Consider the following 25,899-nt stretch of genomic DNA (forward strand, 5'->3'; position numbering starts at 1 on the left):
CGGCGGGACGTTCATCTTCTGTGTCATCAACGCTGGGGAGCGTTTCATGTCTTTGCGCCGGTCCAACGGCTTCACACTGATCGAGTTGATGGTCACCATCGCGGTGCTTGCCATCCTGGCAGTGATTGCGTTTCCGAGCTTCCAGGGCGTGCTGCGCTCGAACCGGGCGGCCACCACCACCAACGAGCTGATCGCTTCATTGGCGCTGGCGCGCAGCGAAGCGCTGAAGAACACCCGGGGGGCGGGGGTATGCGCCTCATCCGATGGCACCAGCTGCAACGGTGATACCTGGGGCGACGGCTGGATGGTCTGGTCCGATGCCGACGGCAGCGGCAGTTTCGATTCCGGCGAACCGGTGCTGCGGTACTCGGCTGGCTCGACCAAGATGCTGGGCAGCGAGAACAACCTGACGTTGGCCTTTGACGGCCGGGGTCGAAATCGCGCTGCATCGGCGCTGGACATCACCCTCAAGCCCGATGAGTGCGGGGACCTGCCGCTGCAGCGCACGCTGCGGCTGTCGGCGGTGGGGCAGGTACGTGTGGAACGGGAGAGCTGCAAGTGACGGCAAGACATCTTGGCGCGCGGCGCGCAGGGCAGGGCGGCTTCACCATGATCGAGGTGCTGATCGCGATCGTGGTGATGAGCATCGGCCTGCTTGGTTTCGCGCTGCTGCAGACGATGAACGTGCGGTTCGTGCAAAGCGCGAATTTCCGCACCCAGGCGACCAACCTCAGCTACGAGCTGCTGGACCAGATCCGGATCAACCGCGTCGCCGCGACGACCTACGTAGGCACCTACGCGGCCACCACCAAGGCGGCCGATTGCAAATCGCCGATCGGCGCCAAGATCACCAAGGATCAGTACATGACGGACTGGCGCTGCCGGCTGGGCAAGGCCCTGGGCGATGAAGCCAGTGCCAAGGTGACCCGCAGCGGCGATGAAGTGACGGTCAGCGTGAGCTGGGGCGACGAGCGCTGGCTGGATGCCGCAGACACCACCTTTGCGGCGAGGACCCAGCTGTGATGCGCGCCATGTCGTCCCGAGAACGCGTACGCGGTCTTTCGCTGATCGAGTTGATGATCGCCATGGTCATCGGCCTGGTCCTGCTGTTGGGCCTGATGCAGGTGTTCGCCGCTTCGCGCACGGCCTCGCGCCTCTCGGAAGGGTTGGCGCGCGTGCAGGAGAATGGCCGTTTCGCGATGGACTTCCTGCAGCGTGATCTGCGCATGGCCGGCCACTTCGGTTGCGTCAACGACCAGAGTCACAACGTGCAGAGCCCTGGCTCGATGCAGACGACGTTCGATGCCGGCGGCCACCCGGCGCTGGATTTCATGCAATCCATCCAGGGCTTCGAGGCCGCCGATACCAAGCCCGGCGACCCGTTGACCCTCAGTGCCACACCGTCGACCGGCGGCATCGAGTACACCCCGGCGCTGCCGACGGAATACGCCGCGGCGCTGACCAATCGGGTGGACGGCAGCGACATCGTCGCGCTCCGGTTTCTGGTGCCCGATGGTGTCCCGGTCACCGTGGTGGGGGGCACGGACGACAAGCCCGTGTTCAATTTCGACAGCAGCCGTTGGGCCGTTCTCCAAAGTGGTGTGGAAGCGCCGGGCCTGTTCGGTGTCGCCGACTGCCTGACCGCCACCATGTTCCAGGCAAGCGCGGTGAGTGGGTCAGCCGGTACCGTGACGTTCGAGTCCGCGCCGAACAACACCGGCAGCTTCACCAGCCTCTATACGCCGGGCCAGGCCATGCTGTACCGCGCGGAGAGCGTGGTCTATTACATCGGCTACGACGCCACTACCAAGCAGAGTTCGCTCTATCGCGTGCGGTTCTCGGCCAAACCCGGTGAAGCCCTGGTCGCGGGTACGCCGGAAGCACTGGTGGAGGGGGTCCGCAACATGCAGCTGCTGTATGGGCAGGATCGCTCGCTCAGCGCCGCCTCGCCGCCCACCGGCTACATCGATCGGCAGGGAACCGCTGCCGACGTGGATGCCTCGATCACGCCGGCCGCCGATGCGTGGCGCCGGGTCGGGTCAGTGCAGCTGGGCCTGGTGCTGGAAAGCCCGGATCCGTCAGCCGCAGCCCAGGCCAACGCGGATGCGGCGTTGACAGCCATGGGCGTCACCTTCACCGCGCCGACGGACGGTCGTTTCCGGACGGTCTATCAAACCACGATCGCCGTACGTAATCGCCTTTATGGCAATTGAGGCTTCCATGGCATCGCGTCCAAAACCCTTTGTCGCACCGCGCCGCCAGAACGGTGCCGTGCTGTATGTGGCCCTCATCATATTGATCCTGCTTGCCCTTCTCGGCGTAGCAGGCATGCAGGTGACCGGCATGCAGGAGCGCATGGCGGCCAACTACCTGCGCACCAACCTGGCCTTCCAGAATGCCGAGGCTGATGCACGCACGCTGGAGAACACCATCGATACCGACCTGGCGGCCGGCGGTACCTACACGGCAAAGCAGGAAGAGTGCAGCCCGATCTTCGATCCGCTGACCTGGGCCGACGGGACCTCTGATGCCAAGGCGAGCTATACCCGGCGCCTGGACAAGTGCTTCGCCGCCTCCAGTGCGCGCGTGGGTGAGCGTCAGAACGAAGAGACCGGCAACATCTACCAGATCACTGCACTGGCCAGTGACGAACCGACCAATCCCTCGGCCAGTGCGGTCGTCGACACGATCTATATCCCATGACCTCTGATCGCTTCCATTTCAGCAAGCGCACGATCAACTGGCTGCGCATTGGCTTCCTTGTCATCGTGGTGGGCTTCCTGCTCAGCCGCGTCGTGCCGCTGCGCGCCGCGCTGGGCGACTACGACATCGCGCAGGAGCCGCTGTATACCAAGCAGAGCCAGCCGCCGCTGATGATGATGGTGATGTCGCGCGATGAGCAGCTGTTCAACAAGGCCTACAGCGATTACAGCGATCTGGACGGTGACAAAATCATCGATACCACGTACCAGGACAAGTTCCCGTACGAAGGCTATTTCGATTCAAAACTCTGCTACAGCTACACCAGCAATCACTTCAAGGCATCAGGTCCGGCGACCGGCACCAACGGGCACAGCTGTGGTGGCACGGGCTGGTCGGGCAACTTCCTCAACTGGGTGACCATGAGCCGGCTGGACGTGATGCGCTACGTCCTCTACGGCGGCCAACGCTCCACCGATGATGCGGCCAAGACGGTCCTGGAGCGCGCGCAGATTCCCAGCGACCTGCATGCCTGGGTCAAGGTATATGCCGGCGCCGATATCAACAGCTTCACGCCATTGACCTCGACCACATCCTTCTGCAACGCAAGCATCAGTGCCAACGGCGCGCCGTTGATGCGGGTGGCCGGTGGCAACTGGTCCGAGTGGGCGTCCACGGCTTCGTATCAGTGTGGCGTCAACCGCACCGGCGAGGGTGGAGCGGATACGCCCAAGGCGACGACCGACTACGACGTCCGGGTGGAAGTTTGTGACCCCGCCAATGATGCGCATCGCGAGAGCTTCTGCCGCAAGTACAACGATGGCACCAAGGATCACTATAAGCCCAGCGGCCTGCTGCAGGCCTACGGTGAAAGCGGGCGCTTGCGTTTCGGCCTGGTGAGCGGCACCTATTCCCACCCGCGCGATGGCGGGGTCCTGCGCAGGAACATCGGCAAGATCGCCGGCAACGGCAGCAAGCTGTGTGATGCCGGCGATGAGATCAACCTGGCCACCGGGCAGTTCTGTCTGGCGCGCAACAGCGGGACGGAGGGCATCATCAACACGATGTCCAACTTCCGCATCGATCAGTGGAACTGGAGCAACAACTGGAACGACTGCAACGACTACAGCATCCTCAATCGCCAGGGTTTTGGTGATCGCGGCAACCTGCTGGACCCGGGCACGTCGGGTGACAAGGCCAAGAAGTGCAGTGCGTGGGGCAATCCGCTGGCCGAGATGTATGCCGAGGCACTGCGCTACGTCGGTGCCGGCACGAAGGTGTATGACGACACCGGCGATCTGTCCGGACTGCCCGTCGGTGTGGAGTGGAAAGATCCCTATCGGAGCCCTGCGCAGGGCGGAAATTCGTACTGCGCGACCTGCAACATCCTGGTGATGTCTTCGGGTCTGCCGTCCTTTGACAGCGACAACGTCGGCTCGGTCCCGCATCTTGCCTCGGCGGAGTCCGCCACGGATGCGCTTGGCGCCGCTGAAGGCATCAATGGCAAGCGCTACCTGGCCGGTCGCGTCACCGCAACCCCGCGTTACGCATCGATCAATACGCACGAGGATATCTGCCAGGCGCTGGAGGTGAACCAGCTCAGCCTGGTCCGCGGTATCTGCCCGGACATTCCGTCCACCGAAGGCAGCTATCTGATCGCGGGCCTGGCCAAGGCGGCCGCCGAGACGGACCTGCGGCCGGGCCTGGCAGGAAAGCCGGGCGATTACAAGGTCACGGCGACCACGTATACGGTGGCCATGTCCGAGAACCTGCCCAAGTTCGACATCAGCGTCGCAGGCGGCACGATTTCGCTGTCTCCTCTTTGCCAGGCCAACAACGAGGGTGGCGCAGGTTTCAACAGCAATGGCTGGCGCAGTTGCTTCCTGGGCTCGGTGGGCATCGGGACCAAAGAGGCGGCGGTCGGGCCCAAACGCGTCTACGGGCGCCCGTACCGTGCCGACGGAAAGTCCGGCAGTTTCTCGCTGGTCTGGGAGGATTCGCTCTGGGGCAACGACCATGACAACGACGTTGTGACCATGATGAGTTACTGCGTCGGCGCAGCCTGTGGCGACAAGGCGGGCATCGCGGACATGTGCTGGCGTTCGCCGAACAATACCGTGTGCTCCAACGAACTGTTGAGTGCGACCATCGGCGAAGACGAGGTGCTGGTGCGCCTTGAGAATCTGTCGGCGTATGCAGGCAATGCGATGCTGACCGGCTATACCATCGTTGGCTCCAATGCGGCCAACAACGTGCAGCGTCTGCTGCTGCGTCCTGGCAACAGCAATGGCTCGGTGCTCAGCTCCACCGAGAACCCGCCGAATAACTGGACCAAGCCTTCGGTGGTGCGCTACAAGCTCAGCGGATCCCAGGCCAACCAGTTGCAGAGTCCTCTCTGGTACGCCGCCAAGTACGGTGTCCCGAGTGGCAAGTGGGACACCAAGGTGCCGGGCACGCCGGACAACTACTTCCTGGCACGTAACCCGGCCGCGCTCAAGGCTGCCCTGGAGGCGATCTTCGAGAGTGCAGCCGAGGGGGACGCGCCGGTGGCTGGCGGCGGGTCCGGTGCGCGTATCAATGCGGGCTCGTTCACGGTCTCGGCCAGTTACAAGGTCGCCTCCGGAACGAATGACTGGGTGGGGGATGTCGTTGCCAGCAAGGTGTCCGATACGGGTACCGATGACATCGAGCTGTGGCGCGCTTCGACCAAGATGAGTTCCAGTGGCCGCACCATCGTCATGGCGACCTCGCCGACCACGGTCAATGGGAGCGGGGCGCTGGTGCCGGTGGCGGCCGCACCGTTCGAAGCAAACGATGTCCCGGGTGCGGACCGCAAGGCCCAGTTGGCCAACATGGGCTTCAGCAGCTCGATTCCCGACTGGTTCGGCTCGCACAGCGTGGCCGATCTTGTGAACTACCTGAAAGGCTCGGCCATCAGCGGCTTCCGCTCGCGTGGCTCGATTCTTGGCGATATCGTCAACTCCACCACCGAGATCGTGTCCACGGCCGACAACTACGGCTATGGCGCGTGGGGCTCCACGCCCACCTGGAAAGCGACGCTGGCCACCCGGTACAACGACTACCTGACCGCGAAGAAGAGCCGGAGCACCATGGTGTATGTCGGCGCGAACGACGGCATGCTGCACGCCTTCGACGCCTCCACCGGCACAACGGCGGGTAATGAACTCTTCGCGTTCATTCCGTCCGCATCGCTGCAACACATGGCCGAGCTGGCCAATCCGACCTATTCGCATCGGTACTACGTGGATGGCGCGCTGACCTCGTCGGATGTCTATTACGGCGATGCCTGGCATACCGTGCTGGTCGGCTCCACCGGTGCCGGTGGCGCCACCCGCGCGCCCAATGCAGAGGCTGTCGGCAACGGCGCGGTGTTCGGCTTGAACATCAGCAATCCGGGGGCTTTCACCAAGGATGACGTGCTGTGGGAAGTCTCGGGCAAGACCGATTCGGACATGGGCTTCGCGCTGGGCAAGCCGGTGATTGTCCCGGTCTCCGGCAGTACGGCCGACAGCGCGCCGCGGTTCGTGGCGATCTTCGGCAACGGCGTGAATGCATCCAGTGGCAAGCCGGTGCTGTTCGTGGTGGATATCCAGACCGGGCAGGTGCTCAAGCGGCTGTCGCCCAGCGGCAGCGGCTATGCGCTGCGCAACGGCCTGATCAACGTCGCCCCGGTGGCCGCCTACAACAACAACGGGATCGCCGACACCGTCTATGGCGGTGACATGCAGGGCAACCTGTGGAAGTTCGACCTCCGCGATCCAGATCCCAGCAAGTGGGCCGTGGCCTACAGTGGCGCGCCGCTGTTCACCGCCAGCCGCAACAGTGTCGCCCAGCCGATCATGGGGGGGCTGGAGGTCTCCAAGGCGGCCGGGCGTGGCTACAACATCGTGTTCGGCACCGGTCAGTACTTCACCAATGACGACAATTCCGTGAGTTCGTCTTCGCCGGTGCAATCGCTGTACGGCGTCTGGGACAACATGAGCTCGACGATTGGCGGGCGCGGTGACCTGATCTCGCAGCAGATCACCTCGCGTGCCGGAAGCGGGGGGTACTCGCTGCGGGATGTCAGCAGCAACGCCGTCAATTATGTGAGCCAGCGCGGCTGGTATACCGACCTGATCGTCGGCGACGTGGTGGCCGGTGAGCGCTTCGTTGGCTATCCGACCATCCAGGACCGCAAGGTGGTATTCACCACCTACGAGCCGGGGCAGGCAGTCTGCGGCGGCGGTGGCGGCACCAACTGGATGTACTCGCTGGATCTGCTCACCGGCGCTGGATCGATGACAGGCCTCAGTCTGGACATCGGGGGCGATTCGCTGTGCACAGGCAACTGCGGCGGCATCGCGCTGACCAAGGGCGGGGCCACCAATAGCGGCCCACCGGTGAAGGACAGCAACATCTTCGTGCCCAAGTTGACCCCGTGCGACCCGACCAAGGCCACCTGCACGGTGGATGAGTTGATCAAGGCCAACCAGTGCACCTTCGTGCTGCGTGCACCGGGTGCGGATCCGCTGTACATGCCGCGCCCCTGCGGACGCCAGTCCTGGCGGCAGGTGCGCTGATGACCTTCATGACGAGAGCCCCCATGCAGACCGCTTTGCGCCGCCGGGTCGCCGGTTTCACCCTGATCGAGCTGATGATTACGGTGGCCGTGGTGGCCATCCTTGCCACCATCGCCATGCCGGCCTACCAGGACTCCGTGCGGAAATCCCGGCGCGCCCAGGCCAAGGCCGATCTGGTGGAACTGGCCCAGAACCTGGAGCGTTACCACACGGTCCAGAACACGTACGCCACCGCCACGCTGCAGTTCACCCAGTCACCGCGCGATGGCACCGCACATTACACCCTGTCTTTCGACAAGGACCCGACGGCGAGTACGTTCGGTATCCAGGCCGTCCCGGTGGCCGGCGGAACCCAGGCGAAGGACAAGTGCGGCACGTTGGCGCTGGATCAGGCGGGGCGCAAGAAGCCCACTGAAAAGACCGTCTCCGGGTGCTGGTGACGCTGGCATATCGCGGGTTGTGTGGGAGTGCTTGCATCACACTGCCGATGCTGGCTAGAATGCGCACCCCGCCCGAATAGCTCAGCCGGTTAGAGCACTTGACTGTTAATCAGGGGGTCGTTGGTTCGAGTCCAACTTCGGGCGCCAGATCTGCAAAAGCCGCGAGCAATCGCGGCTTTTGCTTTTTGTGTTTCCGCGCGGCGGGCAACGCGTGCCTCAGCAGGCCACGGGACCACGCGGCCGCTCGCTGCGTATCCGGCCTGCAAGGCTGACCACCACCTTCCCTTGGGAGGCGCCGTCCAGGCAGAAGGTGACTGACTGATTGCTGCCATTCAGCCGCCCATCCGGCCGGAATTGGATGCGGGGCTTGGACTGACTCCCCCCGGCGCTCAGCCGCGAGCGGGCGTGCTGCTGCACCAGCAGGTGACCTGCGGAGGGAGCCTCGGCCGAGGAGGGCGTTGCGGGGGCATAGAGCACCCAGCCCCGGCTCCAGTTCCGGCCGCACGTCACGCCATCGTCAGTGGGGCAGACCGCGATCGGGCGCCGTTCGGTGATCGCCGTGTTGCGCGCGGTCGCCAACGCCGAGGCCAGCTGCATGCGCAGGCTGTCGGCCTGCAGGCGTTCCCGGGTCTGCTTGATGGCCGGCAGGGCCATGCCCGTGAGCACGGCCATGACCGCCATCGCGATCAGCGACTGGATCAGCGTCACGCCGGCGCAGGTGGCTGGGCGGGAGTGTTTCACGGTGACCGTCCAGGAGGGGGCAGGCAACCTTCACTCTGGCGGCCCGAAGGCCCCGCCGCCGCCGGTTCATGCCGCGTTTTGCTGTCGGCACTCCCCTCAACAGGCCGTCACCAACCCGGCCGTTATACTGAAGGCTTCCCGGCAGTGGCGGCACCATGAGCGATCGTTTCCAACTTGTATCCCCGTATTCGCCGGCGGGCGACCAACCGGCGGCCATCGAGAAACTGACCGCCAACTTCGAGGCGGGCATCGCCAAGCAGACCCTGCTCGGCGTCACCGGTTCCGGCAAGACCTACACGGTCGCCAATGTGATCCAGCGGGTGCAGAAACCCACGCTGGTGATGGCGCCGAACAAGACCCTGGCGGCGCAGTTGTACGGCGAGTTCAAGTCGTTCTTCCCGCACAACGCGGTCGAGTATTTCGTCAGCTACTACGACTATTACCAGCCGGAGGCTTACGTGCCCTCGTCGGACACCTTCATCGAGAAGGACAGTTCGATCAACGAGCACATCGAGCAGATGCGGCTGGCGGCGACCAAGACCCTGCTGTCGCGCCCGGATGCGATCGTGGTGGCGACGGTGTCGGCGATCTACGGCCTCGGCGCGCCCGAGGACTATCTGTCGATGCGCCTGATCCTCTCCACCGGTGAGCGGATCGACCAGCGCGACCTGATCAAGCACCTGACCCAGCTGCAGTACACCCGCAACGAGTTCGAGCTTCACCGCGGCACCTTCCGCGTGCGCGGCGAGGTGATCGATGTGTTCCCGGCCGAATCGGACAGCGAAGCGGTGCGCATCGAGTTGTTTGAAGGCGAGGTCGAGCAGATCAGCATGTTCGATCCGCTGACCGGCGAAAGCCTGCGCAAGATGATGCGTTACACGATCTATCCCAAGACCCACTACGCGACCACCCGCGAGCGCGTGCTGTCGGCGGTGGACACGATCAAGGCAGAGTTGAAGGTCCGCCTGGAACAGCTGTACGAACAGAACAAGCTGGTGGAAGCGCAGCGCCTGGCGCAGCGTACCCAGTTCGATCTGGAAATGATGGCCGAGGTCGGCTACTGCAACGGCATCGAGAACTACTCGCGGCATCTCACCGGCAAGAACGCCGGCGATCCGCCGCCGACGCTGTTCGATTACCTGCCGCCGGATGCGCTGCTGGTGATCGACGAATCGCACGTGACCATTCCTCAGATCGGCGCCATGTTCAAAGGCGACCGCTCGCGCAAGGAAACCCTGGTCGAGTTCGGTTTCCGCCTGCCGTCGGCACTGGACAACCGTCCGCTGCGTTTCGAAGAGTGGGAGGAGCGTTGCCCGCGCAGCATCTATGTCTCGGCCACGCCGGGGCCGTACGAGCTGCGCGAGACCGAAGGCGAGATCACCGAGCTGGTGGTGCGCCCGACCGGCCTGATCGATCCGGTGGTCGAAATCCGCCCGGTTGGCACCCAGGTCGATGACCTGATGTCCGAAGTCAACGAACGCATCAAGCTGGGCGACCGCGTGCTGGTCACCACGCTGACCAAGCGCATGGCCGAGAACCTGACCGAGTACCTGACCGAACACGGCATCCGCGTGCGTTACCTGCACTCGGATATCGATACTGTCGAGCGTGTGGAGATCATCCGCGATCTGCGCTTGGGCAAGTTCGATGTGCTGGTCGGCATCAACCTGCTGCGCGAAGGCCTGGACATGCCGGAAGTGTCGCTGGTGGCGATCCTGGATGCCGACAAGGAAGGGTTCCTGCGTTCGACCGGGTCGCTGATCCAGACCATCGGCCGCGCCGCGCGCAACCTGCGCGGCAAGGCGATCCTCTATGCGGACAAGATGACCCGCTCGATGCAGGCCGCGATCGACGAGACCGACCGCCGCCGCGCCAAGCAGGTCGAATACAACGAACTGCACGGCATCGTGCCCAAATCGGTGCTGCGTCCGATCACCGATGTGCTCGAAGGCGCGCGTTCGGAAGCGGCCGAGAAAGAGTCGCGCGGCAAAGGGAAGGGCAAAGGCAAGGGCGGGCGCGTGGCCGAAGAGTCCACCGATTACCGCACAATGGAGCCGGCTCAGATCGCCAAGCGCCTGCAGGCCCTGGAGCAGCAGATGTACCAGCACGCCCGCGATCTGGAGTTCGAAGATGCGGCCCGCGTACGCGATCAGATCCGCCAGTTGAAGGAGGCCAGTCTGGGCTGAACACCACGTTGTGAAATATCTTCACAAAAGTGTTGCGCTTTCCGGGGGGCGTCCGTAATATACGCGGCCTGCACCGACGCATTCGCAGCGGGGCAGGAAAGCAAAACGGGCGGTTAGCTCAGCGGTAGAGCACTACCTTGACATGGTAGGGGTCACAGGTTCGAACCCTGTACCGCCCACCACTCTCAGGCCAGATACACCAAGGCTTGAGGTGGAAAGAGCAGATTCAGGGGTCACGCAAGGTGACCCCATAGTGACCCCAAGTAGGGCACGCAGTCTTGGAACATCCTTCCCCAAATCCTCAATGATCTCGTTCAGCGCGGCGCGTACCGGGCCCATGTATGCCGGGTCGAATTTCGCGTAGGTATCCGTCGTGCCGCCGGCGTGGTGGCCCAGCAGGCCGGACACGTCCCATGCGGGCACGCCGCGCTGGCGCAGCCACGTCGCCAGGGTGTGCCGGAGGGTCTTTGGCACGAACCACGCCGGCAGCAGGGCGCGCTTGCGCAGCTTCCGCCACGTGGTCTTGATCGACTTGATGTGGCTTCCGTGCCAGTGGACCAGATAGGCCTCGGGCTTGGCGGTGGCGAGGTAGGCCTCCAGAGCCGGCAGCAGCGGCACTGTCGGGCGGTACTTCTTCGTCTGCCTGCGGCCCGCCGGATTCAGGTGCACCAGGCGCGCTTCCACGTCCACCTGGAAGCGTTGCAGGTCGCGCGCTGCATCGCCTCGGCACGCCGTGCACAGGCGCACCAGGAAGTAAGCCCAGATGTGCTCGGGCATTTCAGCGTTCAGCAGCCGCACGATCTGGTCGCGCGTTGCATAGTGCGGGTAGGCCTCGCCGACCGGCGGCAATTCGACGAATGGAACCTGCGAGATTTCGCCGCGCTTCCATGCCCGGTTCATTGCGGACTTGCCCACACCCAGCATGCGGCGCACGTACCCGTCGGAATACTCGCGCTCAGCCAGCCATTTCAAGAAATCCTCCTGGCGCGGGATGGTCACGTCGGCAACTGTGGCGGCCGCCCCGAAGAACTCGTTCCAGAGATCCGCGCCGCGGCTCGCGCTGTCCTTGCTGGCCAGAGCATCCCCATGCTGATGCATGTACCGCGTAAGCACCGTGCTCAGCAGCACGTCGGACGGCGCCTGATCATTCATGGCAGCGTTCTCAACAAACCACTGCGCCAGCGCTACCTTGGCTTCGTCAGGATCTCTTGTGCCAAGCGAAGCGCGCTGCTTGCATCCCGTGGCGTCGCGCCACGCGCGATACCAGACGGTTGAGCCTTTGCGCTGCTCGAGCCAGTAATCGCCGAGACGGAAGCGGGTTGACACGTTTGCTGCTCCAGGTAGTTCAGAAGGTGCGTTTCGGTGTAGCGGGCCTGGCGGCCAATTCGGGTGAAGCCGATCATGCCGGCGGCGCGGCGGCGGCGTAGGGTCACCTCAGCGACCCCGAGATAGTCTGCCGCCTGTTCCTCGGTGAACAGCTCCGGCAGTCGCTCAGCGGCGCCCATGGGCCCCTCCCGCCGCCTTCCGGCGTTGCGGTTCTGCCAGGGCCGCACCGAAGTCCAGCTGCACGATGTTGTCCGCCCCGGGCGCGGCGATCGCGGGCATTACCTTTCGCGCGCTGCGGGCGGGCCGGTTGACCCGGCGCCATTCGGCCAAGGCCGCGTCCGGCTCAGCGTGCTTCCGGGTCGCCCGGCACCGGCACTCAACGAAGTGGCCGCCGCCGGCGGCGATGCTGCGCAGGTCGTGGATGTGGCGCGCGCTGTGACCGGCGGCGCAGGCCGGCAGCGGCTCGGGATGGCTGATGTGTCGCTGGGTCATCGACGGGCTCCTGAACTATGGGAAGGTGCTTGACGCGGGGTCGTTTTCTCGTCCAGCCTCGGACTCACAACGACAGGGGGATTGCCATGCAGAGGAATTTCGGAGAATGGGAAGCGTGGACGGCGGTAGAACACGACGGTGGCTCGGTCTATCGACCCGTTATCTGGGTCAAGCACGCCGGGCGGAACATCATTCGTCCCCACTACTTCGAGGGCTTTCAACTTACCCAGGCAATCGAAGCTACTGATTTCATTGAGCAGCAGCTTCAGGGCGTGACCGGCGTCAGCGAAGACGGAACCTTGCGAGTCCGCTGACGGAGCCATCAGGCCGCCTCCGCCAGCGGCAGCGCCACCGGGTCTAGGTTGGCCTCGGCCAGGGCCCGCAGCGGCGGCGGGCTGACGCTGTTGCCGACCATGCGTACGGCCGCGCTGGTGGTCAGCGGCGTGCCGTTGGCAGTGCGATCGATGATGTAGCCCGCCGGGAAGCCCTGCGCGCGGTAGAGCTCGTGCGGCTTCAGCATGCGAAGGCCGATATCCACGATGACGTAGGGCGTGCCCTTGATGACCACCGTGACCAGCGCCAGCCGGTCTTTCGTGGTGATCGTGTCGGCGGGATCGGTCAGGCTCGGCACGTTGGCGCCGGCGCCGTAGTACTTGACCAGGAAGGCGGCCACCCGCAGCGCGCCCTCGTGGTGCTCGGGCGATAGCTCTGCCAGCTCTGCCTCTGCAACCGCGTGGCCGCCGTTTCCGCTGGCGGTCACCGTGCCAACTGGCAGATCGGCGGACTTGCTGCCAGCTCCCCAGCGCTGTGCACCGCCTGGTCGACCTTCGCCGTGCGCGGCCTGGACCATGAAGGCGGTGGATACGCCCAGCGCGTGCGCAGCGCCAGCCGGGCGGGCGGCGCCGGCACCCGAGGTGATCGTTGGCACTGGCTCAGTGGCGGGCGTGCCGATGCTGTCGCCTCGGAACTTCACCAGGTGCGGCGCCACCAGCGCGGTGTCGGCCTTGGCGGTCGTCGTGTACAGCGGATCGCCACCTGACCGCGGCTCGGACTGGCCAGCGCGCCCGCCGACGCCGGCGAGGATCGGTGTCACCACCGAGAAGTGGCCGCCCTTCACCCCGGCGCACATCGTGCGCAGCGGGTCGCTCGCATCCATGGTCCGCTGGGTGCTGGCGTTGGCATGCTCGGTGATAAAGGGCGCCAGTTCCGGCATCGCCAACATCAGCTCGCCGCGATTGGCGGCGGTAATGGTGCGCAGCGGCTCGTGCACGCCATGGACGCGGTCGGCGCCCTGGTGTGTCACCGGCACGATGAACGGGTCCGCAGACTGGATGACGTGGCGCATGGTGCCCTTGGCGATGCGGCGCATCGTGGCGTCGGCCAGCGGCCGCTTGCGCCCTAAGATGGACGGGCAGGGAATGCTGAAGTCCAAGCAGTCGGCGGCCGATACGCGCGGCTTCTGGCCCGGCGCGGTGCCGTGGCTTGCCGCAGGCCACACGATCGGCTCGCCGTCGCGACGGCCCAGCAGGAACAGGCGCACCCGGCTGGTGCCGGCGCCGTAGTCGCTCGCCACCAGCTTTTTCCATTCGACCACGTAGCCCAGCGCACGCAGCGCGGCGACGAACTGGCGCCAGGTACGGCCGGTGCGGCTCTTGTCCGGCACAAGCTGCTGATGCTCGACCGGCACACGCTCGCCGCGCTCAGCAACGGTGCCGTCCATCTTCAGGACACGACCGGTGGTCTTGCAGCGCTTGGCGATCAGCGGGCCCCAGGTCAGGATCTGCCACACGTTCTCCATGGAGAAGATGCGCGGCGCGGTGTTGGTGCCGTTGACCAGGTCAGCGCGCAGCAGCATGCCGATCCACTTAATCACAACCCAGGACAGCGCACGGGTCTTCCGGCTGCGCGGCTGGCCGCCCTTAGCCTGGCTGAAGTGCGTGCAGTCCGGCGAGGCATGGAACCATCCGATCGCGCGGCCGGCCACGTCAACGCGCGGGTCCGCATGCCAGATGTCCTCGCGGTGGTGGCTGGTGAGCGGGTGGTTCGCCGCGTGCATGCCGATCGCCAGCGCGTCGTGGTTGTAGGCGAGCGCCGGGTCTTGGCCCAGCGCCTGCTTCAGCGCCTCGCTGGCGCCGCCGCCGCCGGCGAACAGATCGACCACGATCTCACCGGCGCGCAGGCGGGAGCGCTGCGGCAGGGGGAAGTTGAAGGAGCGGGAGCCATCAGCCATTGGAAACCTCGTTGATCTTGTTGAACTCGATGACCCACACCCAAGGGTTTGCTTCCCACGCGGGATCGCCGTAGACCTGCGCCCACAGCTGGTGGAAGGCCCACTCGGGGTGGTCGCACGGCCCGGGCAGCCAGCTGCCGGTATCGGATTGGGAGAGGCCTTCCGCGATCGCATCGGCCTCGCTAATCGCCTGCAGCCTCTCCACGCGGACGGCGGTGATCTCCAGCACCAGCCGGCAGGCCCAGCGCGGCATGTGGATGCTCGGGACGTTGCCGCGCGCCGCCGCTGCCGGCATGTACCAATCGTCCGGCGGCGGGTTCTGCCAGGTGTGCGGGATCCACTCGCCGTCTGCCGCGTAGCTGACGCCGACGCTATCGCAGTCGCAGGTGTCCATCGCGCAGCTATGGATGGTCTCCGGCCGCCACGTCTCCCTCACCCACAGCCGGTCTCCGGGCTGCCCGAAGGGGCACAGGTCGTTACCCGGGCTGGCCACGTACTCGGGCGTGAACTGGGCCTTACCGAGCCAGTCCAACGCGATACCCTTCACCGCGCGCCGGGTCTGTGTCTTCTGGCCGGCCAGGATGGCGCGCACCATGGCGCCGTTGAACAGGATGGGTCGCTCGCGCATTACCGGTCCTCCCGCAGCCTGGTGCGCCGGTCACGCGGCGGCTTGACGGTGGCCAGGGTGGTAGGGTGATCACAAGCCTGCAGTGTCTGTGACGGACTTTTCCTACACTGGCTAGTGAATAGGCAACTCGAAGGCGTGGCGGCACAGTCGTGGACGACGACGTCAATCAGGGAGGAACTGCCAGATGTACGAGCTCGTTGGTCCATATCTTGTTCACTGGAGTGCGACTGGCGAGCAGCGTTGTGCTGCGGGCCAATGGACTGGGCATTGGGCGATTTACCATGCTCATCAGTGCAATTTCGACCGTTCGGTTGCCCGGGGAAGCACGGACATTTGTCCGTATCCTGGCGAGGCGCTGATCCTTGCGAAAAACCAAGCACTGAAAGTGGTGGAATCGCTCCCTGAGGATGAGTAACTAACTCAGCCATTGCCCACCCCCGGCGCTGCATCGCGCTGGTCGATCAGGGCCGCGATCTTGCTGGCGATCCGTTCGGCTTCGCTTGCCCCATCGTCGTGCCGGTGGTCTTCCGGATCTGCGACTTCCAGATCGAACTCCATGCGCAGCAACTCGGCAACCTGGGTGCGGAACGGCCCCAGGTCGATGCCCTGCGCGGGCGCAGCGACATAAAGCGGTGCCATGTTGCTCACGCGATCCGCCACGCCAGGGAACAGCTCGGCGATGAATCCACCATCGACCCTTGTGCGTACCTGCCCGACAGGCGGCTGCGCCCCCGGCTGGCGGGCGGCGAGGTGACGCATGTTCGGGCATTCGGCAGTGTGCAGCTCACCCTCCGGCTGCGCGCAGCAACCGTAGATGCGAACCGGCTGGCGGGCAGCGAGGGCGGCGGCCGCATCCTTTTCGATCTGATCAGCGAACGACAGCGAATCATCCAGCGCCCCGCACCATGCCGCCTTGTGCGGCGATGCGGCGAATGCTTCGAGATTCTTGACGATGCCCGCGGCCAGACCACGAACCTCCAGCCACTTTGCCCGCGCATCCCCCTGCACCTCGCCAACCGGCTGCTTGCCAGTTGCGGCGAGGTACTGGGCCAGCGCGCATGCGAAGTCGGCAGCCAGTTCAGTCGCGATGTAGGTAGTGAAGTCGTGTCGACGCATCTCGCGCGCGAAGAAGTGAGCGATGTAGCAGCGGGCGCCATCGCTGGTGCTGAGTGGCGCGGCGGGCTTCTCGGTTGTCATGGCTGGCTTCCCTTCTCGTGGTCTCTGATGCGGTCGATGAGGTAGGTGGTTTCGTTGCGCCACTTGGCGCGGTCTGTCGGGCCGAGGAACTTAGTCAGGTACTGGAGCTTTTCGAGCGGCTCGATCAGCCAGGTGATGCGGAAGGGCACGGATGAGCGGTGGTCGCGGAGCGGGGCGTGCGGCCGGCAGTCCGGCCCTGCGAGCCATTCGGCCTCGTCGCAGTCCAGGCATCGGCCGTCACCGTTGCTTCCGGGCGGCCACCGGTGTTCCTGCTTTCCGACCGGCGGGTGCAGGTAGAGCGCGCGGATCACCAAGTTGCGGCGGCGCGGGTGCGTCACGTCGCCCGGCTCGGCCTCTTCCCATGGATCGTTGGTGCCGCGGCGCCGGCACTCGTAGCGAACTGGCTTCTGCATGCCATACAGCTGCTCCATGAGGGCCTTCGCCCAGGCTGCGGCGACCTCAGCCGGCACTGGTTCGCCGGCGGCGCCTGCCCGGCGGATGGCACGCACCGTAGAGGCCACGGTCGGATCAGCCATCGCGGCCGCGCCTCCACGCGTCGGGCACGAAGCTGGCGCACAGCAGGGCACCCATCAGCAGGTACACGCCGGTGTCGTAGATGCGGACCCATGCCATGCCGAACGAGACGAGTCCCAGCAGCGCGGCGAGCAGCGCCAGCAGGGCGGCGCGCCAGTGTTGGCTCAGCCAGCGCATCGGATCTGCTCCATGAGCTTGGCGAAGTGCTCTTCCTGGCGGCGCTGAAGCCAAGCGGTGGCCAGCAGGGCGCCAGCGGCAAAGCCGACGATCAGGCCGAAGGCGAAGTCGATCCCGCTCATGCGGCCCCCGGCGTGTGGTTGCGGGCGGCACGGGACAGGTCGCGGGTCATGTCGGCGACGGCGCGGGCGGCGCTCTTGTGGCCGTCCAGCACCTCGCGACGGGCGAGGGCGGCGGCCCGGGCGATGTGGTGCGGGCGGTAGCCCATGCGCTTGGCAGCGATCGCCACGGCCAGGCTGGCGCCGTTGGCGCGCTGGGCGGTGTTGGTGGGGAACTGGAGGATGACGGCGCTCATGCTGGCTCCTGGGAGGGCTGGATGACGCGGATGTTGGTGATGGCCCCGGCGGCGTCTATGTCTGCCTCTACGGAGACGTCCGCGCCGGTGGCGAGATCGATGCCGCACCAGACCGGCGGGTCGATGGGCGGCAGGCCGCGCTTCATGGCGGCGATGAAGTCCTGGTCGGTCATGCGGCACCGCCTTCGAGTCGAGCCAGCGTGTTGCGCAGCTCCTCGATACGGCGCCGGTCCTTTGCGGCATCGATCTGATAGCCAGCTGCCACGCGTGCCGAGGCGGCGCGGTTCGGGTTTGCTGGGTTGTTCGCGCGACGCTCGAAGTGGCGCGCCCGGCGGGATGCGCCTCGCTCCAGGCGAATCCACCATGCGAGGTTGCTGCGCAGTTGCTGGATCGCGGGGGACGCGCTCATGCCTGAGCCTCGACCAGGTCGGCGTTGCCGAGCTGCAGGGGGCCGATGCGCATGCCGGTGCGGATGTGGTTGGCGCGCAGTTCGAGCGCGGCGCTGGAGCCTTGCATGGCAAGCGTTGCCCAGGCCGATGCGGACAGGTCGAGGATGCGCCTGCTGCCGACGGCGATCGCCACTGCATCGAGGGCATGATCTGCGAAGGCAGCGACCCCGCCGCTGATGCCAGCGGGGTCGGCATGACCGGCGACGGCGATCAGGTCGGCGCTGAGCTGGATGGCTTCGGCCTGGTCGAGGACGAGCAGGGCGTCGCCGACCTTGATCACGATGGATTCGTTACGGGGGCGCGCTTCCACGACGGGGCGTGCGCGCGCGCTGGCGGTGATGTAAGCCATGGAAGTCTCCGTGCCCCGGCCCGGATGGGCTGTTACTGGGGCGACGGCAGTAGAATCACAAAACGTGATCCTTAAGTCAACACGATATGTGATGTTACGACGCGCGTTTTATGAACTGGGCAAATTCCGTTCAGGAAATCGCCCAGATTCTGCTTATCGCTGGTCGAAGGAGTTGCGGAGGATTCCCGCTTCCTCGAAGGACACGTCGTCCCGGATGCACTCGCGGGCTCGATCCAGATCGCGGTGGAGGGCAATCAATTCGTCATCGGTCAGGTCGTCGATGCCGGCTTTACCCAGCGTGGCTTGGTCGACAAGCAGCTGCATGCCGAACTGCCTATAGGTTCGCGCCAGCGACCGGATCATCCGGATGTGGCTCTCACGGACCACTGAATCAAAGCCGGGCGTTGCCAGCTCCGATACAGACTTAAGTGGAGGACGCGCCTTAGGCGCTGCGTTGATTCGCTCTACCAACTTGTGTAGCAGCGCTTCCGTTTTGCTCATCTATTCCTTTGCCCCTTTCCTGATCACGCTTATCGCGCCACTTCGCAAAATCCACCAGGTTCCGTTGATCGGCCGGGCGGTCGTCCGCCGCAATCCACTCGTACACGTCTGCGAACAGGTCGGCCTCGGTTTCAAATTCGACGGCCTTGCCCAACGTTGCGAACGCATCGACTAAGAAGCGGTACGTGCTGGCGAGGATGGCAGGATCGGGTCGCGCGGATTGAGACACCTGCGCTTCACCGAAGAGCGAGGCGACTGATACGCCCAACGCCTTGGCCAGGAGCGGAACCTCGGACACCTTGGGTTCGCGCGCGCTGGGTGCCGACGACTCGTAATTCGCGATGCGGCTTTGGCCCGACCAGCCACAGGCAAGTGCCAGGGCTTCTTGGGTCATCCCACTACGGAGACGGGCGGCGCGGAGGTTGTCAGAAAAGGCCATGCCGCAATTCTTCACGGTCTGTGATGTTGCGCCAACACAAAACGTGTTGCACACAGGATCACGATATGTGATGCTACTGAGCATGGACGCACTCGACAAAGCTGTGAAAGCCGCCGGCGGGGTCACTTCCCTCGCCATTTCCTTGGGCGTAGGACAGAACACAGTGAGCAACTGGCGCAAGCGCCGGCGTGTGCCGCCAGGCCACGTGATCAAGATTGAGGCGATCACCGGCGTTTCCCGGCACGAACTGTGTCCGGCCGTGTTCGGCCCGGCGACCGACGGCACCATCTCGCCGGGCGCATCGATCGCACAGGCGCAGATCACCAAGCGCGCGCTGCGGGAGAAGTTGGGGCTGGGCAATGACGGACACCTGGCCAAGGTGCTGAAGCTTCCCGTTGGCCAGGTCCAGGCCTGGCCGGAAGAGCAGGGCGTCCCAGCTCTCCCGCAGGTGGTGCAGCTGCTCGGCGTCCAGCCACAAGAAGAGGCTGCTACCGCGCCGGAAGACGCGGATATCGATCGAATCGTTTCTGTTGACGCGGCCTGACGTGCCGCGCTCTGCATTGCGCTGTTTCACCCATTCCTCCTGAGGCATTCATACGGACATGTACGCAGACCCTTCGAACATTCGTGATAACCCGATCAAGGTCCGGTTCAACGACTCCGAAAAAGCTGTGATTGAGGCATTGGCGAACTTCAACGGCCGCCAGCCGGCGGTGTTCGTGCGCGACCTGGTGCTGGCTGGCCTCGCGTCGTTGGAACAGCGTAGCTCTGATGCAGACGCCGCCTGAAGGGCCAGAAGAGTCCCGATGGAGGGCCTATGGAATTACTGCTGTCGCGCGACGAGCGAAAACGCCTTGAGCAGTACGCGGCCCACGCCGGGATGACCGTTGACCAGGCCGCAACCGATCTGGCCCGCGCCGAATTGGGGCGGCGCTACCGGCTCTCCCGAAGCAATGGCGATGTTGTCCCTTTTCAGGCCCTCAAGCGGCCCGATGAATCAACGAGGTAGTACCGATGAGCAGCCGTCTCGCGCGCTCGACCGATATCAGCACCAGCCACGACGCCGCCGCGCACGTGGTATCCAGCGGCGTGCAGAGCGCCCAGCAGGACCGCGCCGCCGGTGCGCTCAAGGCGCACCCGGGCCTGACCAGTATGGAGCTGGCCAAGGCCACCGGCCACGACCGCTACATGCTCGCGCGTCGTCTCCCTGAGCTGCTGGAAGACGGGCGCGCGTGGCGGGGCCCGAAGAAGCCGTGCGAGGTCACCGGCCGCAGCGCGTGCACCTGGTGGCCGGTGGCCCCGGGCGACAACTACACACTGGCGGTCTGAACCATGTCTACGATCATCATGAGCCAGTGCTGGCCGCTGCAGAGCCTGAGCGTTACGCAGAAGGCTGTGCTCATCTCCCTGGCCGATCAAGCCAACGACGACGGCGTGTGCTGGCCGGCCATCGGCACCATCGCCAAGCGCTGCTGCATGTCCGAGCGCGCAGTGCGCACCGCCATGGATCATCTCGAAGCGGTCGGCCTGCTGAGCCGTGAGCGGCGCTTCAACAGCAGCAACGTGTATTCGGTGACGCCGAGCAAGTTCGACGTGTCGGCGGCTGGCACGAAGGCGAAGCGCAAGGCCAAGAAATCGGGGGCTGCACCGGGCGCAGGGGGTGCAGCAGATGCAGGGGATGCGCCCGGTGCACCCGGGGATGCGCCCGGTGCAGGGGGTGAGGCAGGGGGCGCAGGTCTGGAGGTGCGCCCCGTGCCGCCTAACCGTCATATAACCCCCATTGAACCGTCAGGAGAACCGTCAGTTCCGGCGCTGGCCGCGCCGCTGTCGAAGGCGGACCTCGAAACGCAGATGCAGGAAGCCTGCAGGCAGACGTGGGCGGCCTACCGCACGGCCTACCGTCTGCGGCACGGTGTGGACCCCGTGCGCAACGCCAAGGTGAACACCAACGTGCGGGACCTGGTGAAGCGGCTGGGCAGGGAAGAGGCGCCGCAGGTGGCCGGCTGGTTCCTGGGCGTCAACGAGCAGTACGCCGTGAAGCGGATGCACGACCTGGGCGTGCTGCTGGCAGGCGCCGAGGCGTACCGCACGCAGTGGGCGACTGGCCGGCAGGTCACGACGACCAGCGCCCAGCACACGGACCAGACCCAGTCCAACCTCAGCGCCGCCGAGGAAGCCAAGTTGCTGCTGCGTAAGGGGAGACCGGTCAATGCTGGCTGATCACGAGCAGGACCGATTGGTTGAACTGCTGGTGGTCACCGCCGAGGTGATCGGTGACCAGCTGCGCCCGACCGCCGCCGCCTTCATGGTTCACGACCTGGACTGCTACGCGCTGCCGGTACTGGAGAAGGCGCTGGCCAGCTGTCGCCGGGAACTGAAGGGCCGGCTGTCGCTGGCTGCGGTGCTGGAGCGGATCGACGACGGCCACCCTGCGCCCAACGAGGCATGGGCGGTGGCCATCCAAGCGGCTGACGAGCGCGCGACGGTGGTGTGGACCACGATCACCCAGCAGGCATGGAACGTGGCGCGGCCGCTGGTCGAGGCTGGCGACAAGATCGCGGCGCGGCCGGCCTTCCTGGAGGCATACGCCCGTCTGCTGAAGGAGGCGCGCGCTGAGCGGCAGGTGGCCACCTACACCCCGTCGCTGGGCTTCGATGCCGCCAGCCGCAGCGCGGTGCTGTCGGATGCGGTGACCAAGGGCCTGCTGCAGCACGAGGCGGTGAGCCAGCACCTGCAGCTGGCCGCGCCTGCGCCGACGTTCAACCCGGTGGCTTTGCTGGCCGGGAAGGTAGAGGCCGCGCCAGGCGCCAACGAGAAGATCCGCGCGCGTTTGGAGGAAATGGCACGGGAGCTGGCGGCCTGATGCGCTCTGACAACAACCAACTGGACATTTTCAAGCACGACCCGCGCCTGCAAGTGCCGACCCTCAAAAAGCTGGCCAAGGCGCACCGCGAGTCCGCCGACGAGGCGCTGAAGCAATTCCAATTCAGCGCGGCCATCCGGCAGGAGCGCCACGAGCACTACATGGCCGAAGCAAAGCGCCTGGAGGCCCAGGTTCGCCAGTTGGCCCGCCCACCGGGTCGGCGCCGTACCCGTTCAACAGGAGCCACATCACCGTGACCGACTTCACCGCCTTCAAGGCCCGCAGCGAGTTCGCTGCCCAGATCAACGCCGGCTATTCGGCCCGGTTGAACGGCGCCGGGCTGAGCACCAACCCGCACCTGGTCTGGCATGACCAGCCGGCGGGCGGCCAGTTCCCTCAGGTTGCCCACACGACGCCGAAGTCAGACGCGTGGCAGCACGGCTGGCGGCTGGCCGACAAGGACCAGAGGGGCAGGGGAGGCGCGCGCTGATGGCTGCCAAGAAGCTACTTGCCCAGTTCACCACCGACCAGCTGTTGGAAGAGGTTGTGCGGCGTCGGAACGAGCGAAAGGACGTGGGTGATGTGGAGCCTTGCGACGAGTGCCGGCACTTCAAGTTCTGGACACAGAGCGATGAACCGCCGCGGGACTACAACCCATGCGACTTGGGAAAGCGCATGAGCTTCCACATGCCAGGCGATGGCGAGGATCCGCATCACTACATCGGCTACTACCGGCGGGTGTGCGCCTCGCGGCTTCCCAGGGAGGGCCAGGCCTGATGTGGTCGAAAGCGCCGCCACCGACCGCTGCCGAGGCCGCCCGCATCGAGGCGTCCAAGGTGGGTCCATGCATGGCATGCCTGTCGCTGGTCGCCCAGGACCTGCTGGGCGCGCGCCTGGTGGTCTACGGCTGCGACTACAACCACGCCAAGAGCGGGAACAAGCGCCGCGGGCATGCCTTCGGGTACGCCCTGTGCGTGTGGCACCACCGCCGGCACCCGATGCCCGGCAAAACCTTCGCGGAGACACGCGAGATCTACGGCCCGAGCCTGATGGATGGCTCGCGGACCTTCCACGAGACGTATGGCACCGACGACGAGCTGATTGACCAGCAGACGTTCGTCAACGAACAGAGGCAGGCAGCATGACCACCAAAACCAATCCGACCCCGGCCACTGTCCGCGCTTGGCTGACCGAGAACGCGATCGACGCGCCCTGGACGTCGCTGGCGATCTGCGAGGGCTGCGGTGCCGAGACGACCGACCAACGCTCGGCAGTGCGCGACGCGGTGCGCTATTGCGTCGCCGCAGGGTTCCTCGCCCGCACGGAGACGAAGATCGGCCCCGTGTACCAGCTGACGGGGCAGGGCATGCCGCGCGTGGTGTTGACCGATGCCGAGCGGAAGCAACGCCAGCGCGAGAGGGATGCAAGGCGGGTCAGGACGCCGCGCCCACCCCGCCAGCGCGCACCAGCGGCGCCGAAGCGCTCGCGCGCTGCCCGGGTAGAGATGCAGGCGGCCAACACGCCTGTGCCCGCCAAGGTGAAGTCTATGGCCACCATGGAGACGCTGGAGCAGTTTGAGGCCAGGGGCGGGAAGGTGGAGCGTCTGCCCGCATGCTGGGAGCAGGCTGCATAGGGGAAACGGTCGCGGTCGGTGCGACGCGATGGCTGCAAGCTGGACGGATGGACCTGACCCGCTACGACGACAAGGCGCTGGCGCTGCTGAGCAGCATCCAGCAAGACATAGCCGCGATGCGATGGACGAGGGCGTGGACAGCCCCGGCCAGCCGCCGCGAGGCAGAGCAGGCACTGCGGCGGGCACGCGCGCTGCGCCGAGAAATCAATCGACGAAAGCATAAGGGGTAGGGGCATGGGGAACGTACGTGAGCTGCTGTCCAGCCGGATGGGGCCGACAACCATTAAATTCGACACGGGTCGGGGCGGCACCCCCGACCTGACCACGCAGGACATTGCAGCGGCACTGGCTTACGTCCAGGACGGATTGGGCCGGGAGCTGCTGGAGGCGCTGTGGTGGCCGGAGAGTGCTGTACGCCGCCGGGATTACTTGCGCCAAGGCGTGATCGGTCTGGTTGCGCCCGAGTTCAACCGCCAGCAATTCGCGCTCAGCACGGCCAGGACCGAGTTCGGCATCGCCAAGGCGAGCATGGGGTGGGGTGGCGGCGCTGTTACGGAGGTACAGCGTAACGAGGTGCGGCGGACCGAACTGGCGCTGGAGGTGGCGCGCGCTGGCACCTGGCCGAACAACACCATGGAGCAGTTGGGCGTGCTGGCCGGCGCAGTGATAAGTGAGATGGCGATGGCCTGCGCCTGTAAAACGTGCGACGGGGAACGCACCCAGCCAGCCGAGGATGGTCTTGGCGTGATGAAGTGCGATGCCTGCGCAGGAAGTGGGTTTGAACCTTTGAGCGGGCGCAAGCGTGCCGCAGCAATCGGGGCCGATTGCTCGGCTTACAGCCGCTTTTGGCAGCCCGTCTATGTGTGGATGCTCGGCCGCATGCGGGCCTTGGAGGAAAGTGCAGCGGCGGAGTTCGGAAGGGCGCTGACGCGCGCTGCGTAGTGATGACTTGCTAGGTCATCAAAAGCAGGGGCAATCTAGCCACTATCCAGACGCAAGCCCCGGCCACAGCCGGGGCTTTTTCTTTGCCCGCCATCCAGACCGGATTTACCCTCGCGCCGAGCCGGCAGTGTGGTGGGCACCTCAGTCAGAGACAGTAAGCGCACAGATCGCACCCCACCAGGCCGGTGGGGTGAGCGCCAGGAATCGAATCCGGTCTAAAGCTGAACTGCCAGCGGGAACCCCGTCTTGCAGTTCAGCAAGTCAAGGTAGTCGCTCTACTGCCCGTTCACTTCCACGTTTGCCAGTAGTGGGCTAATTCCCCATTCCCAGCGGCTCTTCGTAAGCGGTGTAGCTGCGGCTTCTGCCGACGGTGATTCCAACAGGATTCTGTGGATTCTGTTGAGCTTTTCCGAGTCAACCAGGCCCTTTTCCTTCAGTTCTCCTACGAGGGTACTGAGAGTGAGAAGGATGCCTTGCTCAAAGGAATTTAGTTCGTTCTGAGAGCGTTCCGACATTTCTTTCCGTCCTTGTTTGATGGGCTGAGCGTTGCCATGGCTTGCAGGCGGGTGGCGCTCGACGCTGATACTACAAAAGCAGGAGCCAGAGATGGCCGAAATCTCCCCTTTAATGGCTGGCGGCGTGAACGTCGTGGCCTTCCTCGACATGTTGGCGTGGTCCGAAGGGACCGACAATGGCCGCCAGCCGACCAAAGATCGCGGCTATGACGTGATCGTGACTGGAGCGGACCGCATGCCGGAGGTGTTCACCGACTATTCGGCGCATCCCTTCTCGCGCGGCAGGAAATCCAAGCGCATCAACAGCAAGGGACTGACCTCGAATGCGTCGGGCCGCTATCAGTTCATGCTGAAGGACTACGCGCACTATCGCGCGCTGCTGAAGCTGCCGGACTTCGGCCCGCTGTCGCAGGACCTGTGGGCAATCCAGCTGATCCACGAGCGGCGCGCGCTGCCGCTGATCCAGGCTGGACGGATCCGCGAGGCGATTGCGGCGGTGCGCAACATCTGGGCAAGCCTGCCCGGCGCGGGGTATGGCCAGTTTGAGCACAAGCTCGACAGCCTGTTGGCTGCGTACCGCAAAGCCGGCGGGGTGGTCGCTCGATGACCGAGCCTGTGT

The 25,899-nt window shown here is 65.3% G+C and carries 39 protein-coding genes and 2 tRNA genes; 25 read left to right on the forward strand and 16 right to left on the reverse strand.

Annotated elements, in window-relative coordinates:
- The first annotated feature begins 46 nt into the window (after positions 1–46).
- From AC06E9_RS11470 to AC06E9_RS11500, 7 genes are all read left to right on the forward strand, one after another.
- On the forward strand, positions 47–562 hold the full coding sequence (locus tag AC06E9_RS11470) for a GspH/FimT family pseudopilin (RefSeq protein WP_121042207.1): 516 nt from the start codon (positions 47–49) through the stop codon (positions 560–562).
- Positions 559–1,023: a type IV pilus modification protein PilV gene (gene pilV, locus AC06E9_RS11475; RefSeq protein ID WP_152151464.1), complete on the forward strand. Its 465-nt coding sequence runs from the start codon at positions 559–561 to the stop codon at positions 1,021–1,023. Before AC06E9_RS11470 ends, pilV begins: the two co-directional genes overlap by 4 nt.
- An 8-nt stretch (positions 1,024–1,031) precedes the next feature.
- A complete protein-coding gene (locus AC06E9_RS11480; protein WP_461770905.1) occupies positions 1,032–2,213 on the forward strand; it encodes a PilW family protein in 1,182 nt (393 codons plus the stop codon).
- A 7-nt stretch (positions 2,214–2,220) separates the two neighbouring features.
- Positions 2,221–2,703, forward strand: a complete 483-nt coding sequence (locus AC06E9_RS11485) for a pilus assembly PilX family protein (RefSeq protein WP_121041674.1) — start codon at positions 2,221–2,223, stop codon at positions 2,701–2,703.
- Entirely contained in the window at positions 2,700–7,283 is a 4,584-nt protein-coding gene (locus tag AC06E9_RS11490) for a pilus assembly protein (RefSeq protein ID WP_478056068.1), read from the forward strand. Before AC06E9_RS11485 ends, AC06E9_RS11490 begins: the two co-directional genes overlap by 4 nt.
- Before the next feature lie 23 nt (positions 7,284–7,306).
- Positions 7,307–7,723, forward strand: a complete 417-nt coding sequence (locus tag AC06E9_RS11495) for a type IV pilin protein (protein ID WP_183073773.1) — start codon at positions 7,307–7,309, stop codon at positions 7,721–7,723.
- Positions 7,724–7,793: 70 nt separating this feature from the next.
- A tRNA-Asn gene (locus AC06E9_RS11500) sits at positions 7,794–7,870 on the forward strand.
- Positions 7,871–7,939: 69 nt separating this feature from the next.
- Here AC06E9_RS11500 and AC06E9_RS11505 read toward each other — a convergent pair.
- Positions 7,940–8,464 (reverse strand): GspH/FimT family pseudopilin, encoded by a 525-nt coding sequence (locus tag AC06E9_RS11505; protein WP_152151469.1) that lies wholly within the window; start codon positions 8,462–8,464, stop codon positions 7,940–7,942.
- Between the two features lie 155 nt (positions 8,465–8,619).
- Between AC06E9_RS11505 and uvrB the strand changes: the two genes are divergently transcribed.
- Both uvrB and AC06E9_RS11515 read left to right on the forward strand, forming a co-directional pair.
- A complete protein-coding gene (gene uvrB, locus AC06E9_RS11510; protein ID WP_121041682.1) occupies positions 8,620–10,650 on the forward strand; it encodes an excinuclease ABC subunit UvrB in 2,031 nt (676 codons plus the stop codon).
- 107 nt (positions 10,651–10,757) lie between these two features.
- Positions 10,758–10,832: transfer RNA gene (locus AC06E9_RS11515), tRNA-Val, on the forward strand.
- Here the strand turns inward: AC06E9_RS11515 and AC06E9_RS11520 are convergent.
- Entirely contained in the window at positions 10,783–11,427 is a 645-nt protein-coding gene (locus tag AC06E9_RS11520) for a tyrosine-type recombinase/integrase (RefSeq protein ID WP_478056197.1), read from the reverse strand. The two genes, AC06E9_RS11515 and AC06E9_RS11520, sit on opposite strands and share 50 nt — an antisense overlap.
- On the opposite strand from AC06E9_RS11520, the gene AC06E9_RS11525 reads away from it, so the two are divergent.
- Positions 11,314–11,925, forward strand: coding sequence for a hypothetical protein (locus AC06E9_RS11525; protein WP_478056201.1), 612 nt, complete (start codon positions 11,314–11,316; stop codon positions 11,923–11,925). The genes AC06E9_RS11520 and AC06E9_RS11525 overlap by 114 nt on opposite strands.
- On the opposite strand, the gene AC06E9_RS11530 is transcribed toward AC06E9_RS11525, so the two are convergent.
- Both AC06E9_RS11530 and AC06E9_RS11535 read right to left on the reverse strand, forming a co-directional pair.
- Positions 11,835–12,155: a helix-turn-helix domain-containing protein gene (locus tag AC06E9_RS11530; RefSeq protein ID WP_478056069.1), complete on the reverse strand. Its 321-nt coding sequence runs from the start codon at positions 12,153–12,155 to the stop codon at positions 11,835–11,837. The genes AC06E9_RS11525 and AC06E9_RS11530 overlap by 91 nt on opposite strands.
- A complete protein-coding gene (locus AC06E9_RS11535) occupies positions 12,142–12,468 on the reverse strand; it encodes a hypothetical protein (RefSeq protein ID WP_478056070.1) in 327 nt (108 codons plus the stop codon). The genes AC06E9_RS11530 and AC06E9_RS11535 overlap by 14 nt, the downstream gene beginning before the upstream one ends.
- 86 nt (positions 12,469–12,554) lie before the next feature.
- On the opposite strand from AC06E9_RS11535, the gene AC06E9_RS11540 reads away from it, so the two are divergent.
- On the forward strand, positions 12,555–12,782 hold the full coding sequence (locus AC06E9_RS11540; protein WP_478056071.1) for a hypothetical protein: 228 nt from the start codon (positions 12,555–12,557) through the stop codon (positions 12,780–12,782).
- An 8-nt stretch (positions 12,783–12,790) separates the two neighbouring features.
- Here the strand turns inward: AC06E9_RS11540 and AC06E9_RS11545 are convergent, their stop codons facing one another.
- Together AC06E9_RS11545 and AC06E9_RS11550 are read right to left on the reverse strand one after the other, a co-directional pair.
- Positions 12,791–14,698 carry a DNA cytosine methyltransferase gene (locus AC06E9_RS11545; protein WP_478056072.1) on the reverse strand — a complete coding sequence of 636 codons (1,908 nt, stop codon included), beginning with the start codon at positions 14,696–14,698 and terminating at the stop codon, positions 12,791–12,793.
- On the reverse strand, positions 14,691–15,326 hold the full coding sequence (locus AC06E9_RS11550; RefSeq protein ID WP_478056073.1) for an ASCH domain-containing protein: 636 nt from the start codon (positions 15,324–15,326) through the stop codon (positions 14,691–14,693). The genes AC06E9_RS11545 and AC06E9_RS11550 overlap by 8 nt, the downstream gene beginning before the upstream one ends.
- Positions 15,327–15,510: 184 nt before the next feature.
- Here AC06E9_RS11550 and AC06E9_RS11555 point away from each other — a divergent pair, with 184 nt between their 5' ends.
- Entirely contained in the window at positions 15,511–15,741 is a 231-nt protein-coding gene (locus AC06E9_RS11555) for a hypothetical protein (protein ID WP_147433881.1), read from the forward strand.
- 5 nt (positions 15,742–15,746) lie between these two features.
- Here AC06E9_RS11555 and AC06E9_RS11560 read toward each other — a convergent pair whose 3' ends face one another.
- The 10 genes from AC06E9_RS11560 to AC06E9_RS11605 all read right to left on the reverse strand — a co-directional run bounded on the left by AC06E9_RS11560 (position 15,747) and on the right by AC06E9_RS11605 (position 19,411).
- Positions 15,747–16,523: a hypothetical protein gene (locus AC06E9_RS11560; RefSeq protein ID WP_121040239.1), complete on the reverse strand. Its 777-nt coding sequence runs from the start codon at positions 16,521–16,523 to the stop codon at positions 15,747–15,749.
- A complete protein-coding gene (locus AC06E9_RS11565; RefSeq protein WP_478056074.1) occupies positions 16,520–17,059 on the reverse strand; it encodes a hypothetical protein in 540 nt (179 codons plus the stop codon). The genes AC06E9_RS11560 and AC06E9_RS11565 overlap by 4 nt, the downstream gene beginning before the upstream one ends.
- Positions 17,052–17,234, reverse strand: coding sequence for a hypothetical protein (locus AC06E9_RS11570; protein WP_478056075.1), 183 nt, complete (start codon positions 17,232–17,234; stop codon positions 17,052–17,054). Before AC06E9_RS11570 ends, AC06E9_RS11565 begins: the two co-directional genes overlap by 8 nt.
- Positions 17,222–17,356 carry a hypothetical protein gene (locus tag AC06E9_RS11575; protein ID WP_478056076.1) on the reverse strand — a complete coding sequence of 45 codons (135 nt, stop codon included), beginning with the start codon at positions 17,354–17,356 and terminating at the stop codon, positions 17,222–17,224. The genes AC06E9_RS11570 and AC06E9_RS11575 overlap by 13 nt, the downstream gene beginning before the upstream one ends.
- Positions 17,353–17,589, reverse strand: coding sequence for a hypothetical protein (locus tag AC06E9_RS11580; RefSeq protein ID WP_478056077.1), 237 nt, complete (start codon positions 17,587–17,589; stop codon positions 17,353–17,355). The genes AC06E9_RS11575 and AC06E9_RS11580 overlap by 4 nt, the downstream gene beginning before the upstream one ends.
- Positions 17,586–17,762 carry a hypothetical protein gene (locus AC06E9_RS11585; RefSeq protein WP_478056078.1) on the reverse strand — a complete coding sequence of 59 codons (177 nt, stop codon included), beginning with the start codon at positions 17,760–17,762 and terminating at the stop codon, positions 17,586–17,588. The genes AC06E9_RS11580 and AC06E9_RS11585 overlap by 4 nt, the downstream gene beginning before the upstream one ends.
- Positions 17,759–17,998 (reverse strand): hypothetical protein, encoded by a 240-nt coding sequence (locus tag AC06E9_RS11590; protein WP_261997074.1) that lies wholly within the window; start codon positions 17,996–17,998, stop codon positions 17,759–17,761. The genes AC06E9_RS11585 and AC06E9_RS11590 overlap by 4 nt, the downstream gene beginning before the upstream one ends.
- Positions 17,995–18,387, reverse strand: a complete 393-nt coding sequence (locus AC06E9_RS11595) for a hypothetical protein (protein ID WP_478056079.1) — start codon at positions 18,385–18,387, stop codon at positions 17,995–17,997. Before AC06E9_RS11595 ends, AC06E9_RS11590 begins: the two co-directional genes overlap by 4 nt.
- Positions 18,388–18,540: 153 nt before the next feature.
- Positions 18,541–18,711 (reverse strand): hypothetical protein, encoded by a 171-nt coding sequence (locus AC06E9_RS11600; RefSeq protein WP_478056080.1) that lies wholly within the window; start codon positions 18,709–18,711, stop codon positions 18,541–18,543.
- A gap of 118 nt (positions 18,712–18,829) precedes the next feature.
- Positions 18,830–19,411: a helix-turn-helix domain-containing protein gene (locus AC06E9_RS11605; RefSeq protein ID WP_478056081.1), complete on the reverse strand. Its 582-nt coding sequence runs from the start codon at positions 19,409–19,411 to the stop codon at positions 18,830–18,832.
- Between AC06E9_RS11605 and AC06E9_RS11610 the strand changes: the two genes are divergently transcribed.
- The 13 genes from AC06E9_RS11610 (at position 19,410) to AC06E9_RS11670 (ending at position 25,887) form a co-directional block, all read left to right on the forward strand.
- Complete coding sequence (locus tag AC06E9_RS11610) at positions 19,410–19,871, forward strand: YdaS family helix-turn-helix protein (RefSeq protein WP_478056082.1); 462 nt, start codon at positions 19,410–19,412, stop codon at positions 19,869–19,871. The two genes, AC06E9_RS11605 and AC06E9_RS11610, sit on opposite strands and share 2 nt — an antisense overlap.
- 58 nt (positions 19,872–19,929) lie before the next feature.
- Positions 19,930–20,115, forward strand: coding sequence for a hypothetical protein (locus AC06E9_RS11615; RefSeq protein ID WP_313424187.1), 186 nt, complete (start codon positions 19,930–19,932; stop codon positions 20,113–20,115).
- A gap of 29 nt (positions 20,116–20,144) precedes the next feature.
- A complete protein-coding gene (locus AC06E9_RS11620) occupies positions 20,145–20,336 on the forward strand; it encodes a hypothetical protein (protein ID WP_478056083.1) in 192 nt (63 codons plus the stop codon).
- Positions 20,337–20,341: 5 nt separating this feature from the next.
- Positions 20,342–20,656 (forward strand): winged helix-turn-helix domain-containing protein, encoded by a 315-nt coding sequence (locus AC06E9_RS11625; protein WP_478056084.1) that lies wholly within the window; start codon positions 20,342–20,344, stop codon positions 20,654–20,656.
- 3 nt (positions 20,657–20,659) lie between these two features.
- Complete coding sequence (locus AC06E9_RS11630) at positions 20,660–21,547, forward strand: helix-turn-helix domain-containing protein (RefSeq protein ID WP_478056085.1); 888 nt, start codon at positions 20,660–20,662, stop codon at positions 21,545–21,547.
- Positions 21,537–22,190 (forward strand): hypothetical protein, encoded by a 654-nt coding sequence (locus AC06E9_RS11635; protein ID WP_478056086.1) that lies wholly within the window; start codon positions 21,537–21,539, stop codon positions 22,188–22,190. Before AC06E9_RS11630 ends, AC06E9_RS11635 begins: the two co-directional genes overlap by 11 nt.
- Positions 22,190–22,447: a hypothetical protein gene (locus AC06E9_RS11640; RefSeq protein ID WP_478056087.1), complete on the forward strand. Its 258-nt coding sequence runs from the start codon at positions 22,190–22,192 to the stop codon at positions 22,445–22,447. The genes AC06E9_RS11635 and AC06E9_RS11640 overlap by 1 nt, the downstream gene beginning before the upstream one ends.
- On the forward strand, positions 22,444–22,680 hold the full coding sequence (locus tag AC06E9_RS11645) for a hypothetical protein (protein WP_478056088.1): 237 nt from the start codon (positions 22,444–22,446) through the stop codon (positions 22,678–22,680). The genes AC06E9_RS11640 and AC06E9_RS11645 overlap by 4 nt, the downstream gene beginning before the upstream one ends.
- Positions 22,680–22,967 carry a hypothetical protein gene (locus tag AC06E9_RS11650; protein WP_478056089.1) on the forward strand — a complete coding sequence of 96 codons (288 nt, stop codon included), beginning with the start codon at positions 22,680–22,682 and terminating at the stop codon, positions 22,965–22,967. Before AC06E9_RS11645 ends, AC06E9_RS11650 begins: the two co-directional genes overlap by 1 nt.
- Positions 22,967–23,335 (forward strand): Ref family recombination enhancement nuclease, encoded by a 369-nt coding sequence (locus AC06E9_RS11655; RefSeq protein WP_478056090.1) that lies wholly within the window; start codon positions 22,967–22,969, stop codon positions 23,333–23,335. Before AC06E9_RS11650 ends, AC06E9_RS11655 begins: the two co-directional genes overlap by 1 nt.
- Complete coding sequence (locus AC06E9_RS11660; RefSeq protein WP_478056091.1) at positions 23,332–23,823, forward strand: hypothetical protein; 492 nt, start codon at positions 23,332–23,334, stop codon at positions 23,821–23,823. The genes AC06E9_RS11655 and AC06E9_RS11660 overlap by 4 nt, the downstream gene beginning before the upstream one ends.
- Positions 23,824–24,057: 234 nt before the next feature.
- Complete coding sequence (locus AC06E9_RS11665) at positions 24,058–24,765, forward strand: hypothetical protein (RefSeq protein WP_478056092.1); 708 nt, start codon at positions 24,058–24,060, stop codon at positions 24,763–24,765.
- A 606-nt stretch (positions 24,766–25,371) separates the two neighbouring features.
- Entirely contained in the window at positions 25,372–25,887 is a 516-nt protein-coding gene (locus AC06E9_RS11670; RefSeq protein WP_478056093.1) for a glycoside hydrolase family 24 protein, read from the forward strand.
- The last annotated feature ends 12 nt before the right edge of the window (positions 25,888–25,899 follow it).

The organism is Stenotrophomonas sp. Steno-Z10-BAI, assembly GCF_056393115.1.